Annotated in this window: 16 protein-coding genes and 3 tRNA genes; 15 read left to right on the forward strand and 4 right to left on the reverse strand. The window is 42.6% G+C overall.

The genetic code is table 11. The features are described from left to right. Positions 1 to 2: 2 nt before the first annotated feature. Positions 3 to 530: a hypothetical protein gene (locus F8R13_RS02575; protein ID WP_152831760.1), complete on the forward strand. Its 528-nt coding sequence runs from the start codon at positions 3 to 5 to the stop codon at positions 528 to 530. A gap of 37 nt (positions 531 to 567) precedes the next feature. On the opposite strand, the gene F8R13_RS02580 is transcribed toward F8R13_RS02575, so the two are convergent. Then, positions 568 to 1,737 carry a cupin domain-containing protein gene (locus tag F8R13_RS02580; RefSeq protein ID WP_152831761.1) on the reverse strand — a complete coding sequence of 390 codons (1,170 nt, stop codon included), beginning with the start codon at positions 1,735 to 1,737 and terminating at the stop codon, positions 568 to 570. A gap of 256 nt (positions 1,738 to 1,993) precedes the next feature. After that, a complete protein-coding gene (gene purB, locus F8R13_RS02585; RefSeq protein ID WP_152831762.1) occupies positions 1,994 to 3,391 on the reverse strand; it encodes an adenylosuccinate lyase in 1,398 nt (465 codons plus the stop codon). Between the two features lie 578 nt (positions 3,392 to 3,969). On the opposite strand from purB, the gene F8R13_RS02590 reads away from it, so the two are divergent. Next, positions 3,970 to 5,241 carry an Nramp family divalent metal transporter gene (locus tag F8R13_RS02590; protein ID WP_152831763.1) on the forward strand — a complete coding sequence of 424 codons (1,272 nt, stop codon included), beginning with the start codon at positions 3,970 to 3,972 and terminating at the stop codon, positions 5,239 to 5,241. Positions 5,242 to 5,428: 187 nt separating this feature from the next. Continuing rightward, a complete protein-coding gene (gene acnB, locus F8R13_RS02595; protein ID WP_152832092.1) occupies positions 5,429 to 8,002 on the forward strand; it encodes a bifunctional aconitate hydratase 2/2-methylisocitrate dehydratase in 2,574 nt (857 codons plus the stop codon). A gap of 71 nt (positions 8,003 to 8,073) precedes the next feature. Here acnB and F8R13_RS02600 read toward each other — a convergent pair whose 3' ends face one another. Together F8R13_RS02600 and F8R13_RS02605 are read right to left on the reverse strand one after the other, a co-directional pair. Next, positions 8,074 to 9,276, reverse strand: coding sequence for a GGDEF domain-containing protein (locus F8R13_RS02600; protein ID WP_152831764.1), 1,203 nt, complete (start codon positions 9,274 to 9,276; stop codon positions 8,074 to 8,076). Positions 9,277 to 9,460: 184 nt separating this feature from the next. Beyond that, positions 9,461 to 10,390, reverse strand: coding sequence for a S49 family peptidase (locus tag F8R13_RS02605; RefSeq protein WP_152831765.1), 930 nt, complete (start codon positions 10,388 to 10,390; stop codon positions 9,461 to 9,463). Between the two features lie 71 nt (positions 10,391 to 10,461). Here F8R13_RS02605 and uvrC point away from each other — a divergent pair, with 71 nt between their 5' ends. From uvrC to F8R13_RS02665, 12 genes are all read left to right on the forward strand, one after another. Beyond that, a complete protein-coding gene (gene uvrC / locus F8R13_RS02610; protein ID WP_152831766.1) occupies positions 10,462 to 12,294 on the forward strand; it encodes an excinuclease ABC subunit UvrC in 1,833 nt (610 codons plus the stop codon). A 151-nt stretch (positions 12,295 to 12,445) separates the two neighbouring features. Then, entirely contained in the window at positions 12,446 to 13,003 is a 558-nt protein-coding gene (pgsA, locus tag F8R13_RS02615; protein WP_152831767.1) for a CDP-diacylglycerol--glycerol-3-phosphate 3-phosphatidyltransferase, read from the forward strand. A 119-nt stretch (positions 13,004 to 13,122) separates the two neighbouring features. Then, positions 13,123 to 13,197, forward strand: a tRNA-Gly gene (locus F8R13_RS02620). Positions 13,198 to 13,199: 2 nt separating this feature from the next. After that, positions 13,200 to 13,273, forward strand: a tRNA-Cys gene (locus tag F8R13_RS02625). Positions 13,274 to 13,349: 76 nt separating this feature from the next. Continuing rightward, positions 13,350 to 13,436, forward strand: a tRNA-Leu gene (locus tag F8R13_RS02630). A 354-nt stretch (positions 13,437 to 13,790) separates the two neighbouring features. Then, on the forward strand, positions 13,791 to 15,911 hold the full coding sequence (locus F8R13_RS02635) for a peptidase domain-containing ABC transporter (RefSeq protein WP_152831768.1): 2,121 nt from the start codon (positions 13,791 to 13,793) through the stop codon (positions 15,909 to 15,911). 25 nt (positions 15,912 to 15,936) lie between these two features. Then, the gene (locus F8R13_RS02640) at positions 15,937 to 17,283 is read left to right on the forward strand and encodes an HlyD family type I secretion periplasmic adaptor subunit (RefSeq protein ID WP_172967674.1); all 1,347 of its coding nucleotides are present in this window, start codon (positions 15,937 to 15,939) and stop codon (positions 17,281 to 17,283) included. 9 nt (positions 17,284 to 17,292) lie between these two features. Further along, positions 17,293 to 17,757 carry a toxin-activating lysine-acyltransferase gene (locus F8R13_RS02645; protein WP_152831770.1) on the forward strand — a complete coding sequence of 155 codons (465 nt, stop codon included), beginning with the start codon at positions 17,293 to 17,295 and terminating at the stop codon, positions 17,755 to 17,757. After that, positions 17,732 to 19,069, forward strand: coding sequence for a TolC family protein (locus F8R13_RS02650; protein ID WP_152831771.1), 1,338 nt, complete (start codon positions 17,732 to 17,734; stop codon positions 19,067 to 19,069). Before F8R13_RS02645 ends, F8R13_RS02650 begins: the two co-directional genes overlap by 26 nt. A gap of 107 nt (positions 19,070 to 19,176) precedes the next feature. Next, positions 19,177 to 19,794 carry a hypothetical protein gene (locus tag F8R13_RS02655; RefSeq protein WP_152831772.1) on the forward strand — a complete coding sequence of 206 codons (618 nt, stop codon included), beginning with the start codon at positions 19,177 to 19,179 and terminating at the stop codon, positions 19,792 to 19,794. Between the two features lie 158 nt (positions 19,795 to 19,952). Beyond that, positions 19,953 to 20,669, forward strand: a complete 717-nt coding sequence (locus F8R13_RS02660; protein WP_152831773.1) for a transposase — start codon at positions 19,953 to 19,955, stop codon at positions 20,667 to 20,669. Between the two features lie 203 nt (positions 20,670 to 20,872). Continuing rightward, on the forward strand, positions 20,873 to 22,063 hold the full coding sequence (locus F8R13_RS02665) for a hypothetical protein (protein WP_152831774.1): 1,191 nt from the start codon (positions 20,873 to 20,875) through the stop codon (positions 22,061 to 22,063). Positions 22,064 to 22,065 lie beyond the last annotated feature (2 nt).

The following is a 22,065-nucleotide window of genomic DNA, read 5'->3' on the forward strand; positions in this document are numbered from 1 at the left end:
TGATGAAAAGAAGATCATTCATTAAATTATTGGCAGGGTTGAGTGCTGCCGGAGGAGCATTGACCTTATCGGGGTGTGGTGAAACCTTGATTCGCCCGGACGATAAGCAAATGTTGGCGATGCTACAATTTGAAATGCCGGACTATGAGCCGACCAACGAAAATGTGCTTAAGAAAGTGCGTCAATGGATGACTTCGCAGGGTGTTAAGGGCGAAAACACCTTGAAGTTTGTCTCGATGGATAATGCGCATTTGCAGGCAAAAGGTGTCGTGACGGTTCATATCAAGAACAAAGAACTGAAAGTGTCGTTCAATGCTGAGATTACGGTTGTGAATGCCAATTTGATTCGTTTTAGCGCGACGCACTTCAAGGACATGCCTGGACCATTGGCAGGCGAGTCTGACAGCACGCAGGTGTTTTTCAATCAAGTGAAGGATCAGGTTCTGACGCTGTGTGACCGATTGGAAAATTATCTGGATGCAGATGTTGGAAGTTCAATAGCGAACTTCCAAAAGAAAGATTTAATTTAAAGATTTAATTTAAAGCCTTTGTCTGAAGGGTGGTCGATTAGGCATCCAGAATCTCAAAAAACTGTAACTGCCATAAGTCGGCAAGCAGCTCTTGATTGCCTTTATGATTAAGGTGCGGTGTCAACGCATCTTTCAGGATACGTCGCTGATTAGCGAGTAGGCGTAAAAACTCAGGTGTTGCGCCAAAATCCTGCCAAATTGCACTGTTGATATAGAAAGTCACGCCTTCTTCCGTTTGTAGATAAGCGAAACGACAAACCGGATCGCGCACAATACCTTCAGCTTCATGCAAAACATCAATCAAAGTTTCCATGTCTGACTGTTCTTCTTCCGTCAAAGGTTCAGGCAGTTGTTGTGACGCACTTTGGTCCAGCTGGGTGGCAAAGCGCCCAAACCATTGCTTCAATGCGGCTTCATCCTGCAAAGCAGATTGTAAAAGAATCTTGGCTTGCTGCCAGCTGCCTTCAGTGATTTCACCCGGAGCAGAACCTTGCCAATTCGGGTCTTGGTACAGCGTTTGGAAAGCATTGTTTTCCGCTAGGTAATCGCCAAAACTGTCCCAAAGCTCAAGTCCTTTATAGGTTCGGTAGCCGATAGACCACGTCATGCAGTCATCCGACAAACCCACGCCATGATGTCCCCATTTGGGAGGCACATAAAGCAAGTCGCCCGGTTCACAGATATAGTCATCTTCTACGACAAAACGTTGCATCAAGCGTAAATCAACACCTTCAATATAGTTGGAAAGCTCGCAGTCCTGAGACGTCAGCTTCCAGTTACGTTGACCTTGTGCTTGAAGCAGGAAAACATCATAGTGGTCAAAGTGCGGACCAACGTTGCCGCCGGTGGCTGCATAACTGATCATGATGTCGTCTAAACGCCATTGCGGGATGAAATCAAATTGTTCCAGTAGTCCGCCTACCTCGGGAATCAAACGATCCATTCCTTGAACGAGGAGCGTCCAGTTCTGTTCCGGCAACTCACTATAGACAGTCTCTTCAAAAGGGCCGCGCTTAAGTTCATAGTCTTGTTCGCCATGTTGGATGACGATGCGACTTTCCACTTCTTCTTCCAGTGATAAGCCGGCCAGCTCCTCGGCGGAAATAGGGGGGACGAAGTTCGGAAAAGCGTTTTTGATCAGCAAAGGTTTCTTTTGCCAATAGTCTTTTAGGAAAACCTCTAGAGTAATGTCGCCGAAGTTAAGCATGGTTTTATCCTGTATGAGAGGGGTTTACGCGAGTTGAAACACTATTAAAAATGGTTAAAACTTCCCTGTTTTTCGTTGATAAACTCGCCAATAGCTAGCTATTAGCAGCGTTTACGGCCTAAAACAGGAAAGTTTTTCCACATTTTTTCTAAGCGTTTCACTCGTGTAAAACCCTCTAAATTAAAAAATCTGCCAGGTTGGGGTTTTATGGTGACCCCAACCTGGCAGATTTTAATTGCGAAAAGTGTGTTTAAGCTTAACGACCTTTAAGCATGGTTAGCGCTAATTCAATGTTAGCAGCTTGCTGTTTTGCATTACCAATGTAAGAAGCAGGGGTCATGTCTTTCAATGCTTGCTTGGCTTCTTCTGGAAGTTCCAAGGTATCAACGAAATCTTGCATGATTTGCTTGTTGACACGACGACCACGCGTTAGGTCTTTTAGTTTTTCGTATGGTTTTTCGATACCGTAGCGACGCATTACAGTTTGAATCGCTTCCGCCAGGACTTCCCAGTTTTGATCCAAGTCAGCAGCCATGGCTTCGGCATTCACTTCAAGCTTGTTTAGACCTTTTAGCGTAGCTTGCAGTGAAATCATAGTGTGTGCAACACCTACACCCAAGTTACGCAATACGGTAGAGTCTGTTAGATCACGCTGCCAACGGGAAATCGGTAGTTTTTGGCCAAGGTGGTCGAAAATAGCATTGGCGATTCCCAAGTTCCCCTCAGAGTTTTCAAAGTCGATAGGGTTAACTTTATGTGGCATCGTAGAAGAACCGATTTCGCCTGCAACGGTTTTTTGCTTGAAGAAACCGATTGAAATATAGCCCCAAACGTCACGGTCAAAATCAATCAAAATCGTGTTGAAACGTTGCATTGCGTGGAAGTATTCAGCAATGTAATCATGCGGTTCGATTTGGATGGTATATGGGTTCCAAGCTAAACCTAGGCTTTGCACGAACTGTTCTGACAACTCATACCAGTTGATAGCAGGGTAGGCTGCCAAATGCGCGTTGTAGTTACCCGTCGCACCATTGATTTTACCCATGATTTGCACGTTCATCAGTTGTTTGACTTGACGTTGTAAACGGTAAGCGACGTTAGCGAACTCTTTACCGGCTGTTGTTGGAGAAGCTGGCTGGCCGTGTGTGCGTGACATCATTGGGATATCAGCCATATCGCTTGCCATGCCGGCAATCTTGTCGATGACGGTCTGCATTTCTGGCACGATGACATTGGCGCGAGCATCTTTCAACATCAAAGCGTAAGCCAGGTTGTTGATGTCTTCTGAAGTACAGGCAAAGTGAACGAATTCACCAATAGCATTCAACTCGGCATTGTCACCGAAGTGTTCTTTGATTAGGTATTCAACCGCTTTAACATCGTGGTTGGTCGTGCGTTCGATTTCTTTGACGCGTTGCGCCATTTCCAAAGAAAATTCGTCAACCAGTTTCATCAAGTGGTTTTCGGCATCGCTGCTCAATGCCGGAACTTCTGGAATTCCAGGGTGGTTTGCCAACATTCTCAACCAAGAGACTTCAACCTTAACACGGTTTTTAATCAAACCGTATTCGCTGAAAATTTCTTTTAAATTCGATAAACGCGCGCCGTAACGGCCGTCAACAGGTGAGATAGCGGTCAATTCCGAAAGTTGCATGCTCTAGTTCCTTACTTCAATCAATTCATTATTTTTAATGCCGCGTATTATAGCGCAAAACAACTTATCTTTGCGCGTGAGCTTTATGGGCACCTCGATTAACCCATGATATTTTCTGGCAACGCCAAATTGTTCAGATAAGGCGTGACGTTGCAGCAATGTCTAGACTTTGCAAAAGGTCGCAACACAGCGCTGGATAATTTGGCTATGCCCCTTCGGGCGGGGCTTAAAGTCGCCTTCTTCGTTGTTGTGTCGCTTGGCCATAGAATGACTAAGACCGGCGCGACACGCCTATAATAAGGCGACTTTAAGACCCGCAGAAACTTATCACGGGTTAATCGAGGTGCCCTTATGTTGAATGTAGGGTGGTTAAAGAGTTGGTTTTATAGGTGTTTTAAAACTAGCGGTTTGCGAAAATTTACTGCGAAGATTAAAAAAATTTGCTATAGTTTATTCAAAAGTTAGTCATGGCTAAATATTTTGATTTTTGAGCAAAAACTTAAAGCAATAAATGAATCAGCCAGTCAAACAAAATAGAGATTAATGACAATAAATATAGTGAATAAAAACAATAGATTATGAGTGCTTCTGTAAAAGAAACTTTAGATTCAAAACGGTCGTTTTGGCTTTTTATCGGTCCGGCGTTCTTGGTGTCGGTCGGTTACATGGACCCCGGGAATTGGGCAACCTCTTTGGAAGCGGGATCGCGTTATGGTTACGCATTGCTATGGGTTATTACCCTGGCTTCGTTGATTGCGGTTTTGATGCAATTATTGAGCGCAAAACTGGGTATTGCCTCCGGTAAGAATCTGGCGCAAATGATCCGTGCTGAACACCCGGGAAAGGGCGGTACATTTTTACTTTCGACGGCAGCCTTGGCAATGGTGGCAACCGACTTGGCAGAGTTTCTCGGCGTTGCTGTGGCACTCAATCTGTTGTTCGATATTCCATTGGTGGTGGCGATTTTTCTGACGATTTTCGATGTGTTGCTGATTTTATGGCTGGAGCGTTTTGGTTTCCGCTGGGTGGAAATGACCATTCTCGCGTTCGTTGCCACCATTGGTTTGGGGTATGTCGTCGAACTTTGGTTGGCGCAACCTGAGTGGGCGGATGTAGCAAAAGCCATGGTCGTGCCGAATGCCACTATCATGGACACCACTGCGTTATTTATTGCAATGGGGATATTGGGGGCAACGGTTATGCCGCATAATCTCTATCTCCATTCCCATCAAGTCATGACGCGTCAAGAAGTCGCTGGCAATGCCGTAGGCGCACAACATCGTTTTTACAAGATGATGAAGTGGGATACCGTGCTTGCTTTGACAGCGGCTTGGTTGGTGAACTCAGCGATTTTGATTATGGCATCCGCAGCTTTCCATGAAAAAGGCTTGCTGATTACCGATATAGACGAGGCGTATAAAACACTGGGGCCATTATTTGGTGAGGCGGCCGCCTTGACATTCGGTATTGCGTTATTGGCTTCGGGTATTGCCAGTTCAACAACTGGAACGCTGGCTGGGCAAATCGTTTTTGAATCTTTCTTCAAAAAGCGTCCGATTAACATTTTGAAGATACGTTTGTTTATTCGCCTAGGAACGATGATTCCGGCGGCGATTGCCATTCTGTTAAGCACGACGCCTTTACAACTATTGGTTTTGTCGCAGGTTATCTTATCTATGCAGTTGCCTTTTGCCGTGATTCCTTTGGTAAGAATGACTTCCAATCCAATGATTATGGGCGACTTGGTGAATGATGCAAAAACCAAAATCACGGCTTGGTCTGCAACGGCGTTGATCGTCGGGTTGAACCTCTGGCTATTGGTTATGTTGGCAATGGATGCGTTTAAATGATTGATTAGCATTTATACCAAAAGAACTATTGATAGACCCAACCTGGTAGTTTTTGTTGAAAATCTGCCAGGTTGGGTTTTTTATTGGCTGAAATGCCGTATTCATGCGTCTTGGTTCTCGCCATTAGCGATGGCTGTGGTAAAATAAGCTAAATTTATTTTTCGAGGAACCTACTATGTCACAATCCATGTTAGAAGCCTATCGTCAACACGTCACAGAACGCGAAGCACAAGGAATTCCACCGCTACCATTAGATGCCAAGCAAACCGCTGAGTTGGTTGAGCTGATTAAAAACCCACCTGCGGGAGAGGAAGCGTTCGTTGTAGATTTGTTGACCAACCGTGTACCGCCTGGGGTGGATGAAGCTTCTTATGTAAAAGCCAGTTTTTTGGCGGATGTGGCGAAAGGAACCATCTCTGTTGATTTGATTTCTGCTGAACAAGCAACTTTCCTACTAGGCACCATGCTAGGTGGCTACAACGTGCTGCCTTTGATCGAGTTGTTGGATTCAAATGATAAAGCTGTTGCCGAAGCGGCTGTGGCTGCACTTTCTAAAACCTTGTTGGTTTATGATGCGTATCACGATGTGGTTGAGAAATCGAAAACCAACGATTACGCCATGCAAGTGGTTAAAGCTTGGGCAGATGCCGAGTGGTTTACTTCTAAACCTAAAATGCCTGAAAGCATCACTGTCACAGTATTCAAAGTGGAAGGGGAAACCAATACCGATGATCTTTCTCCTGCCACTGCGGCATGGTCACGTCCTGATATTCCGTTACATGCAAAAGAAATGCTGGCGGCGAGAATGGATGATGTTGACGGTACGATTGAATCATTAAAAGCAAAAGGTCACCCGGTTGCTTATGTTGGTGACGTGGTTGGGACGGGTTCTTCGCGTAAATCTGCGATGAACTCGGTCATGTGGTTTTTCGGTGATGACATTCCTTATGTTCCAAACAAGCGTCAAGGTGGTGTTGTATTGGGCGGTAAAATCGCGCCGATTTTCTTCAACACTGCGGAAGATTCCGGTTCACTACCGATTGAGTGTGATGTTGAGCAAATGAATATGGGGGATGTGATTACCATTTACCCATACGAAGGTAAGATCACCAACGAAGCAGGTGAGACCATCTCAACGTTTGAATTGGCACCTGATACCATGCCGGATGAAGTCCGTGCCGGTGGTCGTGTGCCATTGATTATCGGACGCGGTTTGACAGACAAAGCGCGTCGTGCGTTAGGAATGGAACCTTCGGATGTATTCATCCGTCCTCAAGACAAATCTCAAGCTGCGCATGGTTATTCTTTAGCGCAGAAAATGGTGGGTAAAGCTTGTGGTATCGAAGGGGTTCGCCCTGGGATGTACTGTGAGCCTCACATGACAACTGTTGGCTCTCAAGACACCACAGGTGCAATGACGCGTGATGAAATGAAAGAACTGGCATGTCTTGGTTTCTCTGCGGATTTGGTGATGCAGTCTTTCTGTCATACAGCGGCCTATCCAAAACCAGTTGATATTAAACTACAACACAGCTTACCAGACTTTATGACAAGTCGCGGTGGGGTGGCTTTGCGTCCTGGTGACGGGGTTATCCACTCTTGGTTGAACCGTTTGTTGTTGCCGGATACCGTCGGTACAGGTGGTGACTCTCATACTCGTTTCCCGATTGGTATTTCTTTCCCTGCAGGTTCAGGATTGGTTGCGTTTGGCGCGACGTTGGGTGTCATGCCTTTGAATATGCCTGAATCGGTTTTGGTTCGTTTTAAAGGGGAGATGCAACCAGGTATCACACTACGTGATTTGGTGAACGCCATTCCTTACCAAGCAATCCAAGACGGTTTGCTGACGGTTGAGAAAAAAGGCAAGAAAAACATCTTCAACGGTCGTGTATTGGAAATTGAAGGTTTGGATCATCTAAAAGTCGAACAAGCGTTTGAATTGTCTGATGCTTCTGCTGAACGCTCAGCAAACGGTTGTGTGGTCAAGTTGGCTAAAGAGCCGATTATCGAATACTTAAAATCAAACATGGCTTTGATTGATTGGATGGTGGAAAATGGTTATCAGGATGCACGTACGCTATTGCGTCGTCGTGATGAAATGCAAGCATGGATTGATGCGCCAGAGTTGTTGGAAGCGGATGCCGATGCAGACTATGCCGCCGTGATTGAAATCGACCTGAATACGATCAAAGAGCCGATTGTGGCGTGCCCGAACGATCCTGATGATGTCAAACTATTGTCTGCAGTGTCTGGCGACAAAATCGATGAAGTCTTTATCGGTTCTTGTATGACCAACATTGGTCACTACCGCGCGGCAGGTAAAGTTTTGGAGAACATGAAAAATGTTCCAACCCGTTTGTGGATTGCACCTCCAACCAAAATGGATGAACGCCAGCTGATTGAAGAGGGTTACTACAGCATTTACGGTAAAGTCGGTGCGCGTACTGAAATGCCGGGCTGTTCTTTGTGTATGGGTAACCAAGCGCGTGTTTCCGATGGTGCAACGGTGTTCTCAACCTCAACCCGTAACTTCCCGAACCGTTTGGGGAATGGCGCGAACGTTTACCTTGGTTCTGCCGAGTTGGCCGCAGTGTGTGCAGCCGAAGGGCATATCCCAACGCTTGAGGAATATCTTGAAGCGGTTGCCATGCTGGATACCATGGCGAATGACGTTTATCGTTATCTGCAATTTGATGAAATGGCGGATTACGAAGTTGAGTCGCCTAAAAAACTTTCCGATATTGGTGTCGCAGTCGCTTAAGCCTACTGAGCATCAAAGTAAAAGAGAGCCCGCATTAGCGGGCTTTTTTATGGCTAGGGAATTTTCAATTATTATTTGCCTTTTTCGAGAGGCAATTCTGAAGAATAACAGTAGAAAACCTGATCGCCACCGTGTTTTTTGGCTTGGTACATTGCTTTGTCAGCCAAACGTAGCAGGCCGCTCACATCCTGCGCTTGTCTTGGCGCCTCTGAGATGCCGATACTGACCAAAGGGTAAATAACTTTACCAGCCACTTCAATCGGCTGATGAATCTTGTCAAGCAGTTTCCCCGCAATGCTTTTAATATCAAATTCTTCATCCAGTACCACAAAACTGATGATGAATTCGTCACCCCCCAACCTGGCAGATTCTGCAATTTGTCCTTGCTCATAAAGCGGATTCCGGTTGAAGTTTTCTACGCATTCCTTCAAGCAGTCGGCTATGTGTTTAAGAACGCTGTCGCCGGTTTCATGACCGTAATGATCATTGATATGTTTAAACTTGTCAGCATCCACTAAGAAGAAGTATAGACGAGCATTTTTTCGATAGATGTTTTCCAGAGCCAGTTCCGAGGAGACGGTGAAATAACGGCGGTTGTTCAGTTCTGTTAGTGGCTCAACATAGGCTAAATTCTCAAGTTGTATTTGGCGCTCTTGCAGGGCGTTTACCAAAGCGATATTTTCGAGGTTCATCGCAAAGCTGTCTTTGATTCGATTGTAGAAGCGGAAAGATGCGGTATACACAAAAAAGGTATAAAACAAAGTCATGATAAAAAAGGTAAAAGAATACTCTGGAGTTTTGAATAGTGCCCAATAGTTGAGTGCCACCATAGCGGGTAAAGAAAACAAAATATGGGAAACGATCATATTGCCGTGCGTTGACAGCGAAATAAGCGGTATGCCGCCCATTACCATCAGTAGCATGAGCTGTAATGCCAAAGGGTGATCCAAGTTGTAAAAGCAAGCCAAACTTGCCCACACCATACCCGAAATAAACGTCACAGCATAACTGTATGGAATTAAGGTGTTTGGCGGAAATATGCCACGATTATGTAGCATTAAAACAAAAAAACGTAGCCCAGCAATCATCAAGCTTGCAACTAACCATCCCCAGGACCATATATTTTTTTCAACATTGATTAAGACATAAGAAATAATTGACACGACCAAAAGTGAAAAACCAAGCGTCAACCACATTCCGCGCATCATTTCGCTGAAAAGGCGTGCGTTCAACTCAGCTTTTATTTCCCTTGGGTTAGGTTTGAAGTTATCCATAACCACTCCTTTTCTTTCAGTATAGGTCGTGAAGAAATTGAGCAAAATTGGTTTTGAATTAGATTTTGATATAAGGCAATTTACGAACGAATTGCTTAAAAAAGAAAAGAAAAAGCCTCTTATACACTTGGTATAAGAGGCTAGGAAGTGTAATATTAATAGTTACTAATACTTAAAATATCTATTAATGAAGCTGGTTTAAGTACAACGACAGCTTGCTGGCGGTTTCGGTAGAAATATCACCCATCATCTGTTCAATCAATGACTTACGACCTTCGTAGTTTTTCTCGTTAGTATTCTTGATGATATTGCGCTCGACATAGCCGGCATCGCCCAATCCGTCGATTAAGCCGTTTTTCACCGCAGCATCTCCCAGCCAAACCAAACCTGTAAAGGTGTCTTTATTGATTTTCAAACGGTCACCGCGACCTTTTTTAACGGTTTCAATAAACTGATCATGGCTTCTATCCAAAATGTTTTTCTGGAAAAACGCACGCCCGGTTTTGTCTTCTGCCGAGAAAGGATCAATAAATGTTTTGTGCTCGCCGGCATGCATGGAACGGTTCTCGATGCCCAATTTGTCCATCAAGCCGGTAAAACCGAAAGTGTCCATGCGCACGCCGATAGAGCCGACGATAGAACCCTTGTTGGCGAAAATTTTATCTGCCGCAACCGCAACATAGTAGCAGCCGGAAGCACACAGGTCTTGCACCACAACGTAAACCGGCTTTTTATACTTTTCTTTTAAACGCGTGATCTCGTCATTAATCATTGCCGACTGAACAGGGCTGCCGCCAGGAGAGTTGGCTTTAATGATGACCGCCTGCGTTTTTGGGTCTGAAAACGCTTCTCTTAGTAGCGGGTTGATAGCATCAGCACTGGTTTTAGAACCTGGCATGATCGCACCTTGCAAGCTCACGATACCGACATGTTTTGAAGCCGTTGACAGTTCATCAGAAGGAGAGATTTGCTTAACCAGCATGCCAAGAGAAATCAAGATATACAGCACAATCACGATTTTAAGTAAGTTGCTCCAGCGGCGGCTCCAACGCTCTTGTTTGATGAAGTTCTCCGCTGCGGTAGCGAGCCTGTCGAATGCCTTGTTTTGTTCCATAGTAAAATCCCTGTTCGCTAATTTCGATATAATACGAATAATTTAATAAGTTCAACTATTCTACTGGAAACATGTCTCAAAACGAAAACTTTGACCTGACCCTCTTTTTGAAAAACCTCACCGAACGTCCCGGGGTTTATCAAATGCTGAATGCCGAAGGCGAAGTCATCTATGTTGGTAAAGCAAAAAATCTAAAGCGACGAGTCTCCAGCTACTTCAATAAAAACCATCAAGAAATCAAAACACGCGCTTTGGTGGAGCAAGTTGCCAGTATCGAAGTGACACTTACCGACACGGAATCCGAAGCGCTGATTCTTGAGAACACGCTCATTAAACGCTACAAGCCGCGTTACAACATTTTGTTCCGCGATGATAAGTCTTATCCCTATATTTTCGTTTCAACCTCCAAGCAGTTCCCGTCGCTGAGTTATCACCGTGGCGCTAAGCGAAGAGTAGGGCGTTACTTCGGTCCTTTCCCTAACGCATCTGCCGTGCATCAAACGCTTGACAGCTTGCAAAAGATCTTCCCTGTAAGACAATGTAATGAGTCTGTTTTCAACCATCGTTCGCGACCTTGTTTGCAATATCAAATCAAGCGTTGTACCGGGCCTTGTGTCGACGGTTTGGTTACGAAGGAAGCCTATGACGAAGACGTGCAACATACCATTGCCTTTTTGGAAGGAAAAAGTTTTGAGTTGATCGATGAATTCGCCGATAAAATGCAGCAGGCATCTGAAGAACTCGAGTTTGAAAAGGCAGCTTCTTACCGGGACAAGATTTCGGCTTTACGAGCCATTCAAAGTCAGCATCTCATTAACCAACCCGGCAGTCAGGACTCGGATGTAATTGCGCTCGAAAGACAAGCAGGGCAAACCTGTGTTTCTCTGATGATGTACCGAGGCGGCAACCTGTGGGGAAGTCAGAATCATTTCCCGAAAATGGATGCGGATTCAACCGAAGAAGAAATACTCTCCGCATTTATCAGTCAGCATTATTTGGATTTGCCGTTGCCCAAAGTGATTCTGTTAGAGCACAAAATGGAAGAACAGGCCAACCTGGCAGATTTATTGTCTCAACAAGGTATGGGCAAAGTCGAAATCAAACAGCCGACGAACAAGGTCACCAAAGGCTTAATGTCGTTGGCGAAAACCAATGCGGCCTCCGGTTTGAAACAACATATTACCCAAAAAGCCTCGCAGATGGACCGTGTCAAAGCGCTTCAAGAAGTATTGTTGCTTGCACACTTACCCAACCATATCGAGTGTTTTGACATCAGCCACACCCAAGGTAATCAGACGGTTGCCAGTTGCGTGGTTTTCGGTGAAGGCGTGCCTAATACCAATGCCTATCGCAAGTTCAATATAGAAGGTATCCAACCCGGAGATGACTACGCGGCAATGCGCCAGGTCATCAGCAGGCGTTACAGCCGTTTGAAAAAAGAAAACAAGCCACTTCCCGATTTGGTGTTGGTCGATGGCGGTAAAGGGCAGTTGAATCAAGCCATTGAAGTCTTTAAAGAACTGGATCTGGAAAGTGTGCCTTTGGTTTCCGTTGCCAAAGGAGAAGGGCGTAAAGCCGGGTTGGAAATACTCTACACGCCAGAGAACTTTGAAGGCATTGATCTTGAAGCGGATGACATCGCGTTACATCTGATTAATCATGTTCGAGATGAAGCTCATCGTTTTGCCATCACCAGCCACCGTGCCCGTAGGCAAAAAGCACAGACACACTCCAGAATTGAAGACATCCCTGGCGTTGGCGCCAAAACCCGCCAAAAACTATTGCTGCATTTTGGTGGTATTACCGATGTTAAAAATGCAGCGGTGTCAGAGCTGCAAAAAGTACCGGGCATCAGTGGCAATATGGCGCAAACCATTTACGATTTTTTCCATGGAGATATTTAAGGACAGGGGCAAAACGCGCCTCTTATTGTTGAATGGTTTGTTATTCGTCCAAAAAGCTAAGTTTCCCCTCTGTAAGCGGGATGACTATGATAAGATTCCTTAAAATTCACAACTTCAAAACAAAAGAATGCAATATTTAAGATCACTCCCTATGTTAATGACCTGGACAAGAGTTGCCTTGATTCCGGTTTTTTTAATCTGCTATTTTTCTCCTATTCCTGACGCACGTTTCTGGGCCGGGCTGGCATTTATGATTGCCGCTATTACCGATTGGTTTGACGGTTTCTTTGCAAGAAAGCTTAATGTCAGCAGTAAACTAGGCGCGTTTCTTGACCCAGTCGCAGACAAGTTGATTGTCTCGGCAGCGCTGATTGTCGTTTCGGTGGAGTATCAAAACCTATGGGTAACCTTGTCCGCTATCGTTATCATGATGCGAGAAATCAGTATCTCCGCACTACGTGAATGGATGGCAGAAAACAATGCACGCGAAGTGGTCGCGGTTTCCAAGCTAGGAAAGATAAAGACAGCTTCCCAATTAGCGGCTTTGACGTGGTTGATTTATGGCGGCAGCTTGTGGGGCATTAACTGGGGTGAACTCGGCTTTCCAATGCTTTATTTTGCCGCAGCCTTAACGATTATTACTTGGTGGCAATATTCCGTGGCCGCACTTCCCGTTTTAAGGGATGCAGCTCAAGACGAAAATCACTAAAACGTCTAGTGCAAACGAGCGGTGAAAGCCGCTCTATTTGCCGGATAGCGCCCCTCAAAATTTCTGAAAAAAAGCTTGTAATTTTTCTGACACATCCTATAATACGCCCTCATTACGAAGCGGGAATAGCTCAGCGGTAGAGCACAACCTTGCCAAGGTTGGGGTCGCGAGTTCGATCCTCGTTTCCCGCTCCAATGGCGCGATAGCAAAGAGGTTATGCAGTGGATTGCAAATCCATCTAGCCCGGTTCGATTCCGGGTCGCGCCTCCATTTTTTATAAAGTCTTTATAAAAAACAAATCAAGCATTCGTAATACAAATCCAACGCTTCGGCGAACCACCTATCAGCCCAGGTGGCGAAATTGGTAGACGCAAGGGACTTAAAATCCCTCGGTGGCAACACCGTGCCGGTTCGATTCCGGCCCTGGGCACCATTTGTATTTTCCCGTGTTTATGCCTAAATAATCTTTTTAGACATGCTTTGTGTTTTTACGGTCATTTAAGAATTCCCATACTTCGCTTTAAAACTTAAGGCTCTCTTTAAGTAACCTAGCTTTAATCTCTCTTTCATAAAAAACACATAAATATTGTGTGTAATTCAATTCTCTTTTGTAGGGCGATAACTTATTTTTGTTGTAAAAAGTTGCCTCAATTTAAGATAATCGTGGCGCGTTTTAGTAAATGCTTTTATATTATCCCGTAAAAAATAACTAGTTTTATGGCTGTTAAGCTGAATGAAAACAACTTTTTCTATAACAAGCTTTTAGCTTGGCAAAAGGCCGCCTGTGATGAGTAAACCCGATAATACATTTCAAAGTTTTATACTGCTTTTAAAGCTGATTAACGTTCCAGTTGATGCAAAGCTGCTACGACAAGATTATGGAAAACAAGATGACTGGGATACTTCAGATTTATTGTATGTCGCCAAAAATCTTCTTGATCTTAAAGCCAGTCGTAAAGAAGTTACGCAAAAGCATTTAATGAAATTGCCAACACCTTTCTTGCTTGAAACCAAGCAGGGAGGCGTTTTATTGGTTGCTCAATGGTTAGGTGATGGTAAAGCCTTAGTGCAAGATGCTTCATTGCCTTCGCCTCATGAGCTTGATAAAGATGAGTTGTGGGAGCAAATCACAGGCGTTAGTTTGTCATTCAAAGTTAAGACAGTCAAAGACTCTTCAGTTGAACAAAAATTTGGCTATGCTTGGTTTTTACGGGCTATGCTTGAGCAAAGAATGATTTTTTCTCAAGTTATTCTTGCCGCAATCTTTATTCAGATATTTGCTCTTGTTGCGCCTTTGTTCTCGATGGTGGTAATGGATAAGGTTTTCAGCGCAAGCAGTGTAAACACGCTTAATGTCCTATTTATCGGTGTAGTCATTCTGACTATTTTTGAGTTTGTACTGTCTCTTATGAGAAAACATATACTCAGCCATGCAACAACCAAATTAGACATTATCTTATCCACCAAGGTTTTTAGAAAGCTCACACATTTGCCAATTGGTTTTTTTACCAAACGCCAAACTGGAGATACTGTAGTTCGTATTAAAGAGCTTGAGTCCATTCGTAGTTTTGTTAGTGGCTACGGTTTAACTGTGTTGATTGATTTTCCGTTCAGTCTGATCATTCTTGCAGTCATGTTCATGTTTAGTGCAGAAATTACGTTAATTGCCATTCTTGGCATCATCATGTTTTTTGTTGTTTATGGGGTTGTTAATCCATTTTTGAAGGAACGCTTACATCAGAAGCATAAAATGACCGTCGATAATCAGTCTTATCTTGTGGAAGCTGTAAGAGGAATGGATACTCTGAAATCAATGGCACTTGAAGCCCAAATGCAGCGACGTTGGGAGAGGCAAGTAGCCGACCACAGTCATTTTGCAGAAAAGTCAGAAGGCCTGTCTGGAAATGTTTCTCAAGTTGGACAGTTTATTTCAAAAGGTACTGTTGCGCTGACAATGTATTTTGGTGCTATGGGGGTTTTAAACGGCACGCTAACTCCAGGGCAAATGATTGCGATGAATATGCTAGTGGGTCGTGTTATGGCACCGGCACAACGTATTGCCCAAATGTTGATGCAAATGCATCAAGTTTCCATTTCTGTTAAGAGACTTGGTGAAATTTTGGATGCGCATGAAGAGCCTAATTTAAAAAAGCATAGACAACATATGCCAGCTATTCAAGGGGCGGTTAAGTTTGAAAATGTGACGTTCAAGTACGCTGAGAACAGCCCTGTGGTGTTAGATGACATTAGCTTTGATGTCAAAGCGGGCGAAGTGGTTGGTATTGTTGGTGCATCTGGTGCTGGCAAGTCGACATTGGTCAGGATGCTTTTAAAGCTTTATCAGCCAAATTCTGGAAAAATTTACGTCGATGGGTTGCCTTTAACGCAGTACGACCCAATTTGGCTTAGACGCAATATAGGCGTTGTATTGCAAGATAATTTGCTTTTTAATCTCTCTGTTAGGGATAACATAGCCATTACCGATACAACCGTTCCGAATGAAAAAATAGAGCAAGTTGCAAAATTAGCCGGTGTCGATGAGTTTGTTCATCATCTTGAGCATGGCTATGACACTTTAGTTGGAGAGCAAGGCTCTCTTTTATCAGCAGGACAACGTCAAAGAGTCGCTATTGCGCGTGCGTTAATCACTGATCCTCATATTCTGATTTTAGATGAAGCAACCAGTGATCTGGACTCAAAGTCAGAACACATTATCCAAACGCATATGCAAGAGATGACTGAAGGGCGAACCACATTTATTGTGGCACATCGTTTATCGACATTAAAAATGGTGGACAAAATTATCGTTTTGGAAAATGGGCACATCGTAGAGTCTGGAACGCATCAGGAATTGTTGGAGAAAAAAGGTCATTTTTATGACTATTACCAACTACAGAAAGTTGCCTAAGTTAACCCAAAAACAAGTAAAAAGCATGATGCAAACAAAAAACACCGAAACAACAGCTTTAACCAGTGCAGAAGCAATTTTGCACGAAAAACTTCCAACGATTGTTTGGTTAATTCCGACAAGCATTATTTTGCTAACCACTATTTTGATCATTTGGGCAAGCGTTTCGACAGTGGATATCATTAACCATGCAACCGGTGAAGTAGTAACGGACGAGAGGGTTAAAAAGATACAACCCAAGGCATTGGGTACCATTGATGAGATTTTGGTTCACAACGGACAGCACGTTAAGAAAGGTGATCTGCTAATACAGCTTGATACCAAAGTCGCATCTGCTTCTTACACCCAATCTGCGCTAGAGTTTTCGTCATTGAGAGAAAAGTATTTACGGTTGAATACTATCTCACTATGTCTTCAAAACAAAATGAAGGGCAAGGACTGTATTGCAAGTTTTGTGGCGCCACAAGATATGAAGCCAAGCCAAGTTAAAAAGGCATATTTGGTTTTTACCGCTCAGTGGTCGCATTACCAAGAAAAATTAGATCTGCTTGAAAGCAAGGTCGAGGTCGCGGAAAAAAGCGCACAAAACTACTCCGATGAGATGAATGAAAATGAAAAACTAATTCCCATGTATGAGGAACACTTGACTCGCCTTAAAGAGCTAAAGAAACATAATATGGCCAGCCAAAGACAGCTTGATGAAATGCAGGAAAAGTACCTGATACAGATGCAAAAAGTAAACAGACAAAAGCGTTTTCAGGCTAAAGCAGTCGCGGATCTACTAGTGGCAAAAACCGAGTTACTTGTTTACAAAAAAGAGTTTAACGAGCAAATAGAAACAGAGCTCAGCGACACAGAAAAGAAGCTGAACGTACAGCGTAATGAGTCTAGTAAATTAAAACGCGAGTTGGATGAAAAATCTCTATATAGCCCGATTGATGGGGTTGTCAATAACCTAAAAGTCACCACTATTGGTGGAGTTGTCCAGCCAGCAGAAGAGTTAATGGAAATCATCCCAAAAGACACGCCGCTTGATGTCAAATTAAAAGTACTCAATAAAGATATTGGCTTTGTGTATGTCGGGCAAAAAGTCAGAGTTAAATTGGACACCTTTAATTTCACTAAATATGGTGCGCTCAATGGGCATATTATCAGAGTGTCTGATGCGGCAACGCTTGATGACAAAAAAGGGTTGGTGTATGAGGCTTATGTCAGGCTGGATAAAGATAGTATTCGTGTAGGGCAGAAGGATGTTAAGTTAATTCCTGGAATGACTGCGGTGGCAGATATTTTAACAGGCGAACGTAAGTTGATTGAATACATTTTAACGCCAATCATGCGCTATAAAGATGAAGTAATGAGAGAGAGGTAAGGAAACAGCATGGAAAACACAGAACAGCAAACTCCTGAGCAACAACATCAAGATACTTTTGGGCAAATGCTTGGGGAGATTGTTTGGCTGATGTCGCAATCGCCATATCATAAAGGTCTTTTTATTTATGAACTTGAAGCTATGGTTTTTCTACCGCTCTCATTAAAACAGTTTCGTATCTATCGTATGGAAGACCGACCAGCCGCCGCCATTTTTTGGGCAAAGGTTTCTGATGACGTAGAAGAAAGACTTAAAGAAGGCAATGTTCGCATGAAGCCGGCAGATTGGCAAAGTGGCGAAAAGTACTGGGTGGTGGATGTCATTGCACCTTATGGACAGGCTGAAAAATTAGTTGAAGACCTTCATAAAAAAATAAACCCAGAAGGAAGTTTGTTTTATTTGAAAACCTCTGCTCAAGGGGAAAAAGAAGTAGTAGAAGTTAAGGCAGATGATGAAGCTCAACCTAGTCAATAAAGGCATTAAAGCCAGTGTTCTTGCTTGCTTGAGCTTTTGTTCGGGCAGCGCGATGGCAGAAAACCTATATCAAATTTTTTCCGATGTAGCGCAGAACCATCCTAAGTTACAAATGGCGATAGATGATGTGCAAATAGCCCGTTTTCAGAAAGAGCAAGCCTTCGGTAACTTCATGCCATCTGTTGACATGATCACCACTGCAAATCGCTCTCAAAATAATCTGGATTACGAAAAGTATGAGCTAGATGTGCGCCAGCCTCTGTTTGACTTGAACAGTTGGTACACCAACGACCGTCAATATTACAACCAGCAAAAAGTTGCGCTGCAACAACGACTCACACGTGACCAACTGATTTTGAATGTTGCAGGTATATTCACGGAAGGGCTCATTGCCAAACAAAATATACAACTTTCACAAGAACAAGTGTCGCAGTCTAAGATGCTTCTAGAAAAAGCTGAGTTAAGTGCCAAGCTTGGCTCTGGTTCCGAGTTGGATATACAAAGAGCAAAGTCCGATCTCTATGCCAATATTGCAGATGCGATTGAAGCCAAAAACCGTTACCAGCTATCGCTTCTCAATCTAAGCAGACTAGCTCATCAACAGATTAATTCATTGGATGTTAAAACGACGGATGACAGTAATATAGATATTGCTCCTAAAGACTCCGAAATTAATGCCACTTTTAACCACTATTGGCAGCAAACTCTTGATAACAACCATGAGATCAAAAAAGAGCAAGCAGAACTCAATATGAATCAAAGTGACATCAAGTCACGACGTTCGCAATATTGGCCTAAGATAGATTTGGTAGGTTCTGTGATTCGCCAAGAAAACCATGGTGTCGTGACAGATCAACTCAAACATAGTGAAGACACAAATGTTGCCATTGAGTTTACCTGGAATCTATTTCAAGGGTTTAAAACCAATGCCGCCGTTGATGAACAAAAAAAGACATATGAAAAAACCGAGTCTAGTCATGAAGACAAGAGGCTCGACTTGCAACAGCATATCCAACAGTTGGTATCAGAAATCTACAACAACCAACAGCAATACCTGGCACTAAAAAACTCTATTCGCTATCGCGAAAAGTCTTACGAACAAGCCCATAAAAAATGGGAACTGGGTATGGAAGAGTTTATTAATGTTCAAAAAGAAAAAGTAGATTTGTTTAAGGCTAAACGACAAGCGGTAGAACTTAACTATAAAACATGGTTAAGATATTTAGAGTTAAAAAGTACCGTTGGAACCCTTGAGTTGGATGACCTCAAATCCATGACATCCAGTCTCACGGATATTACGCTCGGTGTTTAAAAGAGTTAAGTAGAATTCTATGAAACAAGCGATGTTATTAGGTAAGCAAAAGACATTAAAAATCTGCCAGGTTGGGGTAGTGTTTGAGATTGGCATGGAATGCATTAATGAGTAATCAAAAGATATTGAATAAAAAAAACGAAAGGATGCAAACAGCTATTGTATTAGCGCCGTTTGTACTCTTGCTGGTTTGGAATGTCGTGTTTTTTTATACTGATTGGTGGGAAGTGTATTTAAAACCTATTGGTTTACATACATGGTTTGAACATCAGCAATGGCTACAGTCAACCTATAATGGACTTGAAACAAGAATTTATCAGCATGATGTTGATGCTCAAAAATATATGGTACTGATTTGTTGGGGGGTATTGTGGGCGATTGTGCTTGGTCTATTTTTATTAGCTATGTCCATAAAGTGGATTTTGTATGGAAATTCAAAGCCAGTCATACAAACCAATGTTAAAACAGGTGTTTCTACGTACGTATTGTTTTTTGTCGTTCTTATGATGCTTGTGGCTACTCCATATATTTATATAGTAAATTACGGTGAATTTACTACATCATATGTAGGGAAGTTTGTAACGACACCAGGTTTGGCAAGTTTAATTTTTTGGCAATTTATGAATATAGGTATGTTGTGGTTTGTTCCGATATTGGTATTTCTTACAGTGTACCTGCTAATTTCCGATTGTAAAAAGATGTTGAAGAAAGTCATTAAGAGTTGATATGAATAACTTCAACAAAGGGGAAAGTAATGAGCACTAATGAAACAACTAAGTTAGATCCAATTTATGTAGTTGCTGACCCTGAGAGAAACAACCTATCCGAGAGCGAAATCAATGGGGTCAGACTCGATTGATTTTGGGTTTTATGTAAATTAATTATGGCAAGGCTTCCACGTTTCAATATTCCAGGCCAAACACAACACGTTATAGTGCGTGGAAATAACCGTGAGCCGATTTTCTATGCAAATGAAGATTACGGGTTTTATTTGGAAAAACTGGAAGAAGCATGCAAAAAACACCAATGTGATTTACATGCCTATGTGCTTATGACAAACCATGTCCATCTACTCATGACACCACAAAATAAGGACAGTCTATCCAAAGCCATGCAAATGATAGGGCGCTACTATGTTCAATACTTCAATTACAGTTACAAAAGGACAGGCACCCTATGGGAAGGGCGTTATAAAGCAACCTTAATTGACAGTGAACACTATGCACTTATCTGCTATCGCTATATAGAACTCAATCCTGTTAGAGCAAACATGGTAGAACATCCCTCAGAATATCCTTGGTCAAGTTATATGCACAATGCCACTGGAGATGAAAACAAACTCATTACGCCACACCCTCTATACAATGAACTAGGCAAAGACACAGAACAACGAACACAAGCCTATAGAGGATTGTTCAACACTATGATAGAAGAAAAATCTATAGAAGAAATACGGCGTTCAACAAACAAAGCCTGGGTTTTAGGAAGTGACTACTTTAAAGAAAAGATCGAAAAACAAATTAACCGTCCTGCAACACCCAGAGCAAGAGGAGGTGACAGGAAGTCAAAGAAATATAGAGATGAAATCAATCGAGTCTGACCCCATTGATAAACCGTCCTGCAACACCCAGAGCAAGAGGTGGTGACAGGAAGTCAAAGAAATATAGAGATGAAATCAATCGAGTCTGACCCCATTGATACATTGATAGCGTTTAACAGGTTGAAAAGAGTGTTTATGAAACAAGCGGCGATATTATTAGGCACACAAAAGACATTGAAAATCTGCCAGGTTGGGGTGTGTATGTGGAAACATGGATTCAAGAGCTGATTATGAAGAAAAGTATTGTGAATCAAAGAAAAACACCATCATTGTTATTCCAATTTTTATCTATACGAGAAAAGAAAATTATCGGTTTAGCATTTGTTATTTTCTTTGGTGGTGTTATTTTTTATCTTGGCAATACCTATGCAAATCCAGAGCCAAAAAGAACGATTGTGGATTCTTATGGTCGCTGTAAGTTACAACCGGGAACTTTGGTGAATATTGATCCAAGTTCCGTTAAATATCCAACTCCTGTTTATGTTTGGAAAAAAGATGGGCATAAAGAGATTGTTGAAAACTGTATTCCTGATTTAGATCAAAAATTAGTAAAGTCTCTTTCCAAAAAGCGAAAGGAGCAACTCGTTACCAACTTCTTTGCTATTTATCGAATGACGGAACAAGGTAATACGGATCCTAATCTTTATTCTAAAGATGTTGATAGTAGTAAAGACAACAGAGTTAGTACTGCTTTTCTATTAATGCAAAAAGAAGTTATGAAAGGATCGGTTTTGGCCTATTTGGATATGCATTTACACGATTACTATAATCTTGACCTTGGGAATTACCGGCTAAAATTTACGGAAGACAATCCTTATTATCAGCGCCTAAAAAAATTGGCTTACAGTGGTGATGCAGATGCCATGTGTTTATTTAGCCAGAGGATTCCAACTCCATTTCCTGGCTATAAAGACCTAACTTGGGAACATGAACATTTTAGAGATAAAAACATGTTAATTAAGCGGTTTCAAAATGGCCCTAATGATAAATGGGAAAAGGGTATGGTGAAAGCCGCAAAAATGGGTTCAGGAAGTTGTATGAGGGCCTATTCAAGTTTCTTACTTACAGGTAGCCACCCGCATGTAATTCCAAGAAATGAGATACTTGGCAAGAAGTACTTAATAGAAGCCGGTAGAAAAAACGATCAGAGTGCGATGTGGGGACTTGCATATGATTATGCTCATGGAGAGGACGGTTTTCCTTTTGACTTAGGAAAAGCTAAATGTTGGACAGATAAGCTATCAAAGGTAACTTCTGACTTAAAGTATCGTATTTTTGGCTTAAATTACAACGTAAAAGCTGATATATATTTGGCGAAAAGAAAGGGCATTACTTTAAAGCAGTTTAATGTCTATGATCCTGATAATAATTGTGACTTGATAAAAGGGCGTTAAAT

Origin of the sequence: Hydrogenovibrio sp. JE_KL2 (assembly GCF_009296185.1) — a bacterium.
Classification (GTDB): Bacteria; Pseudomonadota; Gammaproteobacteria; order Thiomicrospirales; family Thiomicrospiraceae; genus Hydrogenovibrio.

Excerpts from the sequence above, each read along its gene's own strand:
- F8R13_RS02635 (WP_152831768.1), top strand. The coding sequence starts at position 13,791 with ATGAGTAAACCCGATAATACATTTCAAAGTTTTATACTGCTTTTAAAG.
- F8R13_RS02645 (WP_152831770.1), top strand. The coding sequence starts at position 17,293 with ATGGAAAACACAGAACAGCAAACTCCTGAGCAACAACATCAAGATACT.
- acnB (WP_152832092.1), top strand. The coding sequence starts at position 5,429 with ATGTTAGAAGCCTATCGTCAACACGTCACAGAACGCGAAGCACAAGGA.
- F8R13_RS02590 (WP_152831763.1), top strand. The coding sequence starts at position 3,970 with ATGAGTGCTTCTGTAAAAGAAACTTTAGATTCAAAACGGTCGTTTTGG.
- F8R13_RS02600 (WP_152831764.1), bottom strand. The coding sequence starts at position 9,276 with ATGGATAACTTCAAACCTAACCCAAGGGAAATAAAAGCTGAGTTGAAC.
- pgsA (WP_152831767.1), top strand. The coding sequence starts at position 12,446 with ATGTTAATGACCTGGACAAGAGTTGCCTTGATTCCGGTTTTTTTAATC.
- uvrC (WP_152831766.1), top strand. The coding sequence starts at position 10,462 with ATGTCTCAAAACGAAAACTTTGACCTGACCCTCTTTTTGAAAAACCTC.
- F8R13_RS02605 (WP_152831765.1), bottom strand. The coding sequence starts at position 10,390 with ATGGAACAAAACAAGGCATTCGACAGGCTCGCTACCGCAGCGGAGAAC.
- purB (WP_152831762.1), bottom strand. The coding sequence starts at position 3,391 with ATGCAACTTTCGGAATTGACCGCTATCTCACCTGTTGACGGCCGTTAC.
- F8R13_RS02580 (WP_152831761.1), bottom strand. The coding sequence starts at position 1,737 with ATGCTTAACTTCGGCGACATTACTCTAGAGGTTTTCCTAAAAGACTAT.
- F8R13_RS02575 (WP_152831760.1), top strand. The coding sequence starts at position 3 with ATGAAAAGAAGATCATTCATTAAATTATTGGCAGGGTTGAGTGCTGCC.
- F8R13_RS02655 (WP_152831772.1), top strand. The coding sequence starts at position 19,177 with ATGAGTAATCAAAAGATATTGAATAAAAAAAACGAAAGGATGCAAACA.
- F8R13_RS02660 (WP_152831773.1), top strand. The coding sequence starts at position 19,953 with ATGGCAAGGCTTCCACGTTTCAATATTCCAGGCCAAACACAACACGTT.
- F8R13_RS02650 (WP_152831771.1), top strand. The coding sequence starts at position 17,732 with ATGATGAAGCTCAACCTAGTCAATAAAGGCATTAAAGCCAGTGTTCTT.
- F8R13_RS02640 (WP_172967674.1), top strand. The coding sequence starts at position 15,937 with ATGATGCAAACAAAAAACACCGAAACAACAGCTTTAACCAGTGCAGAA.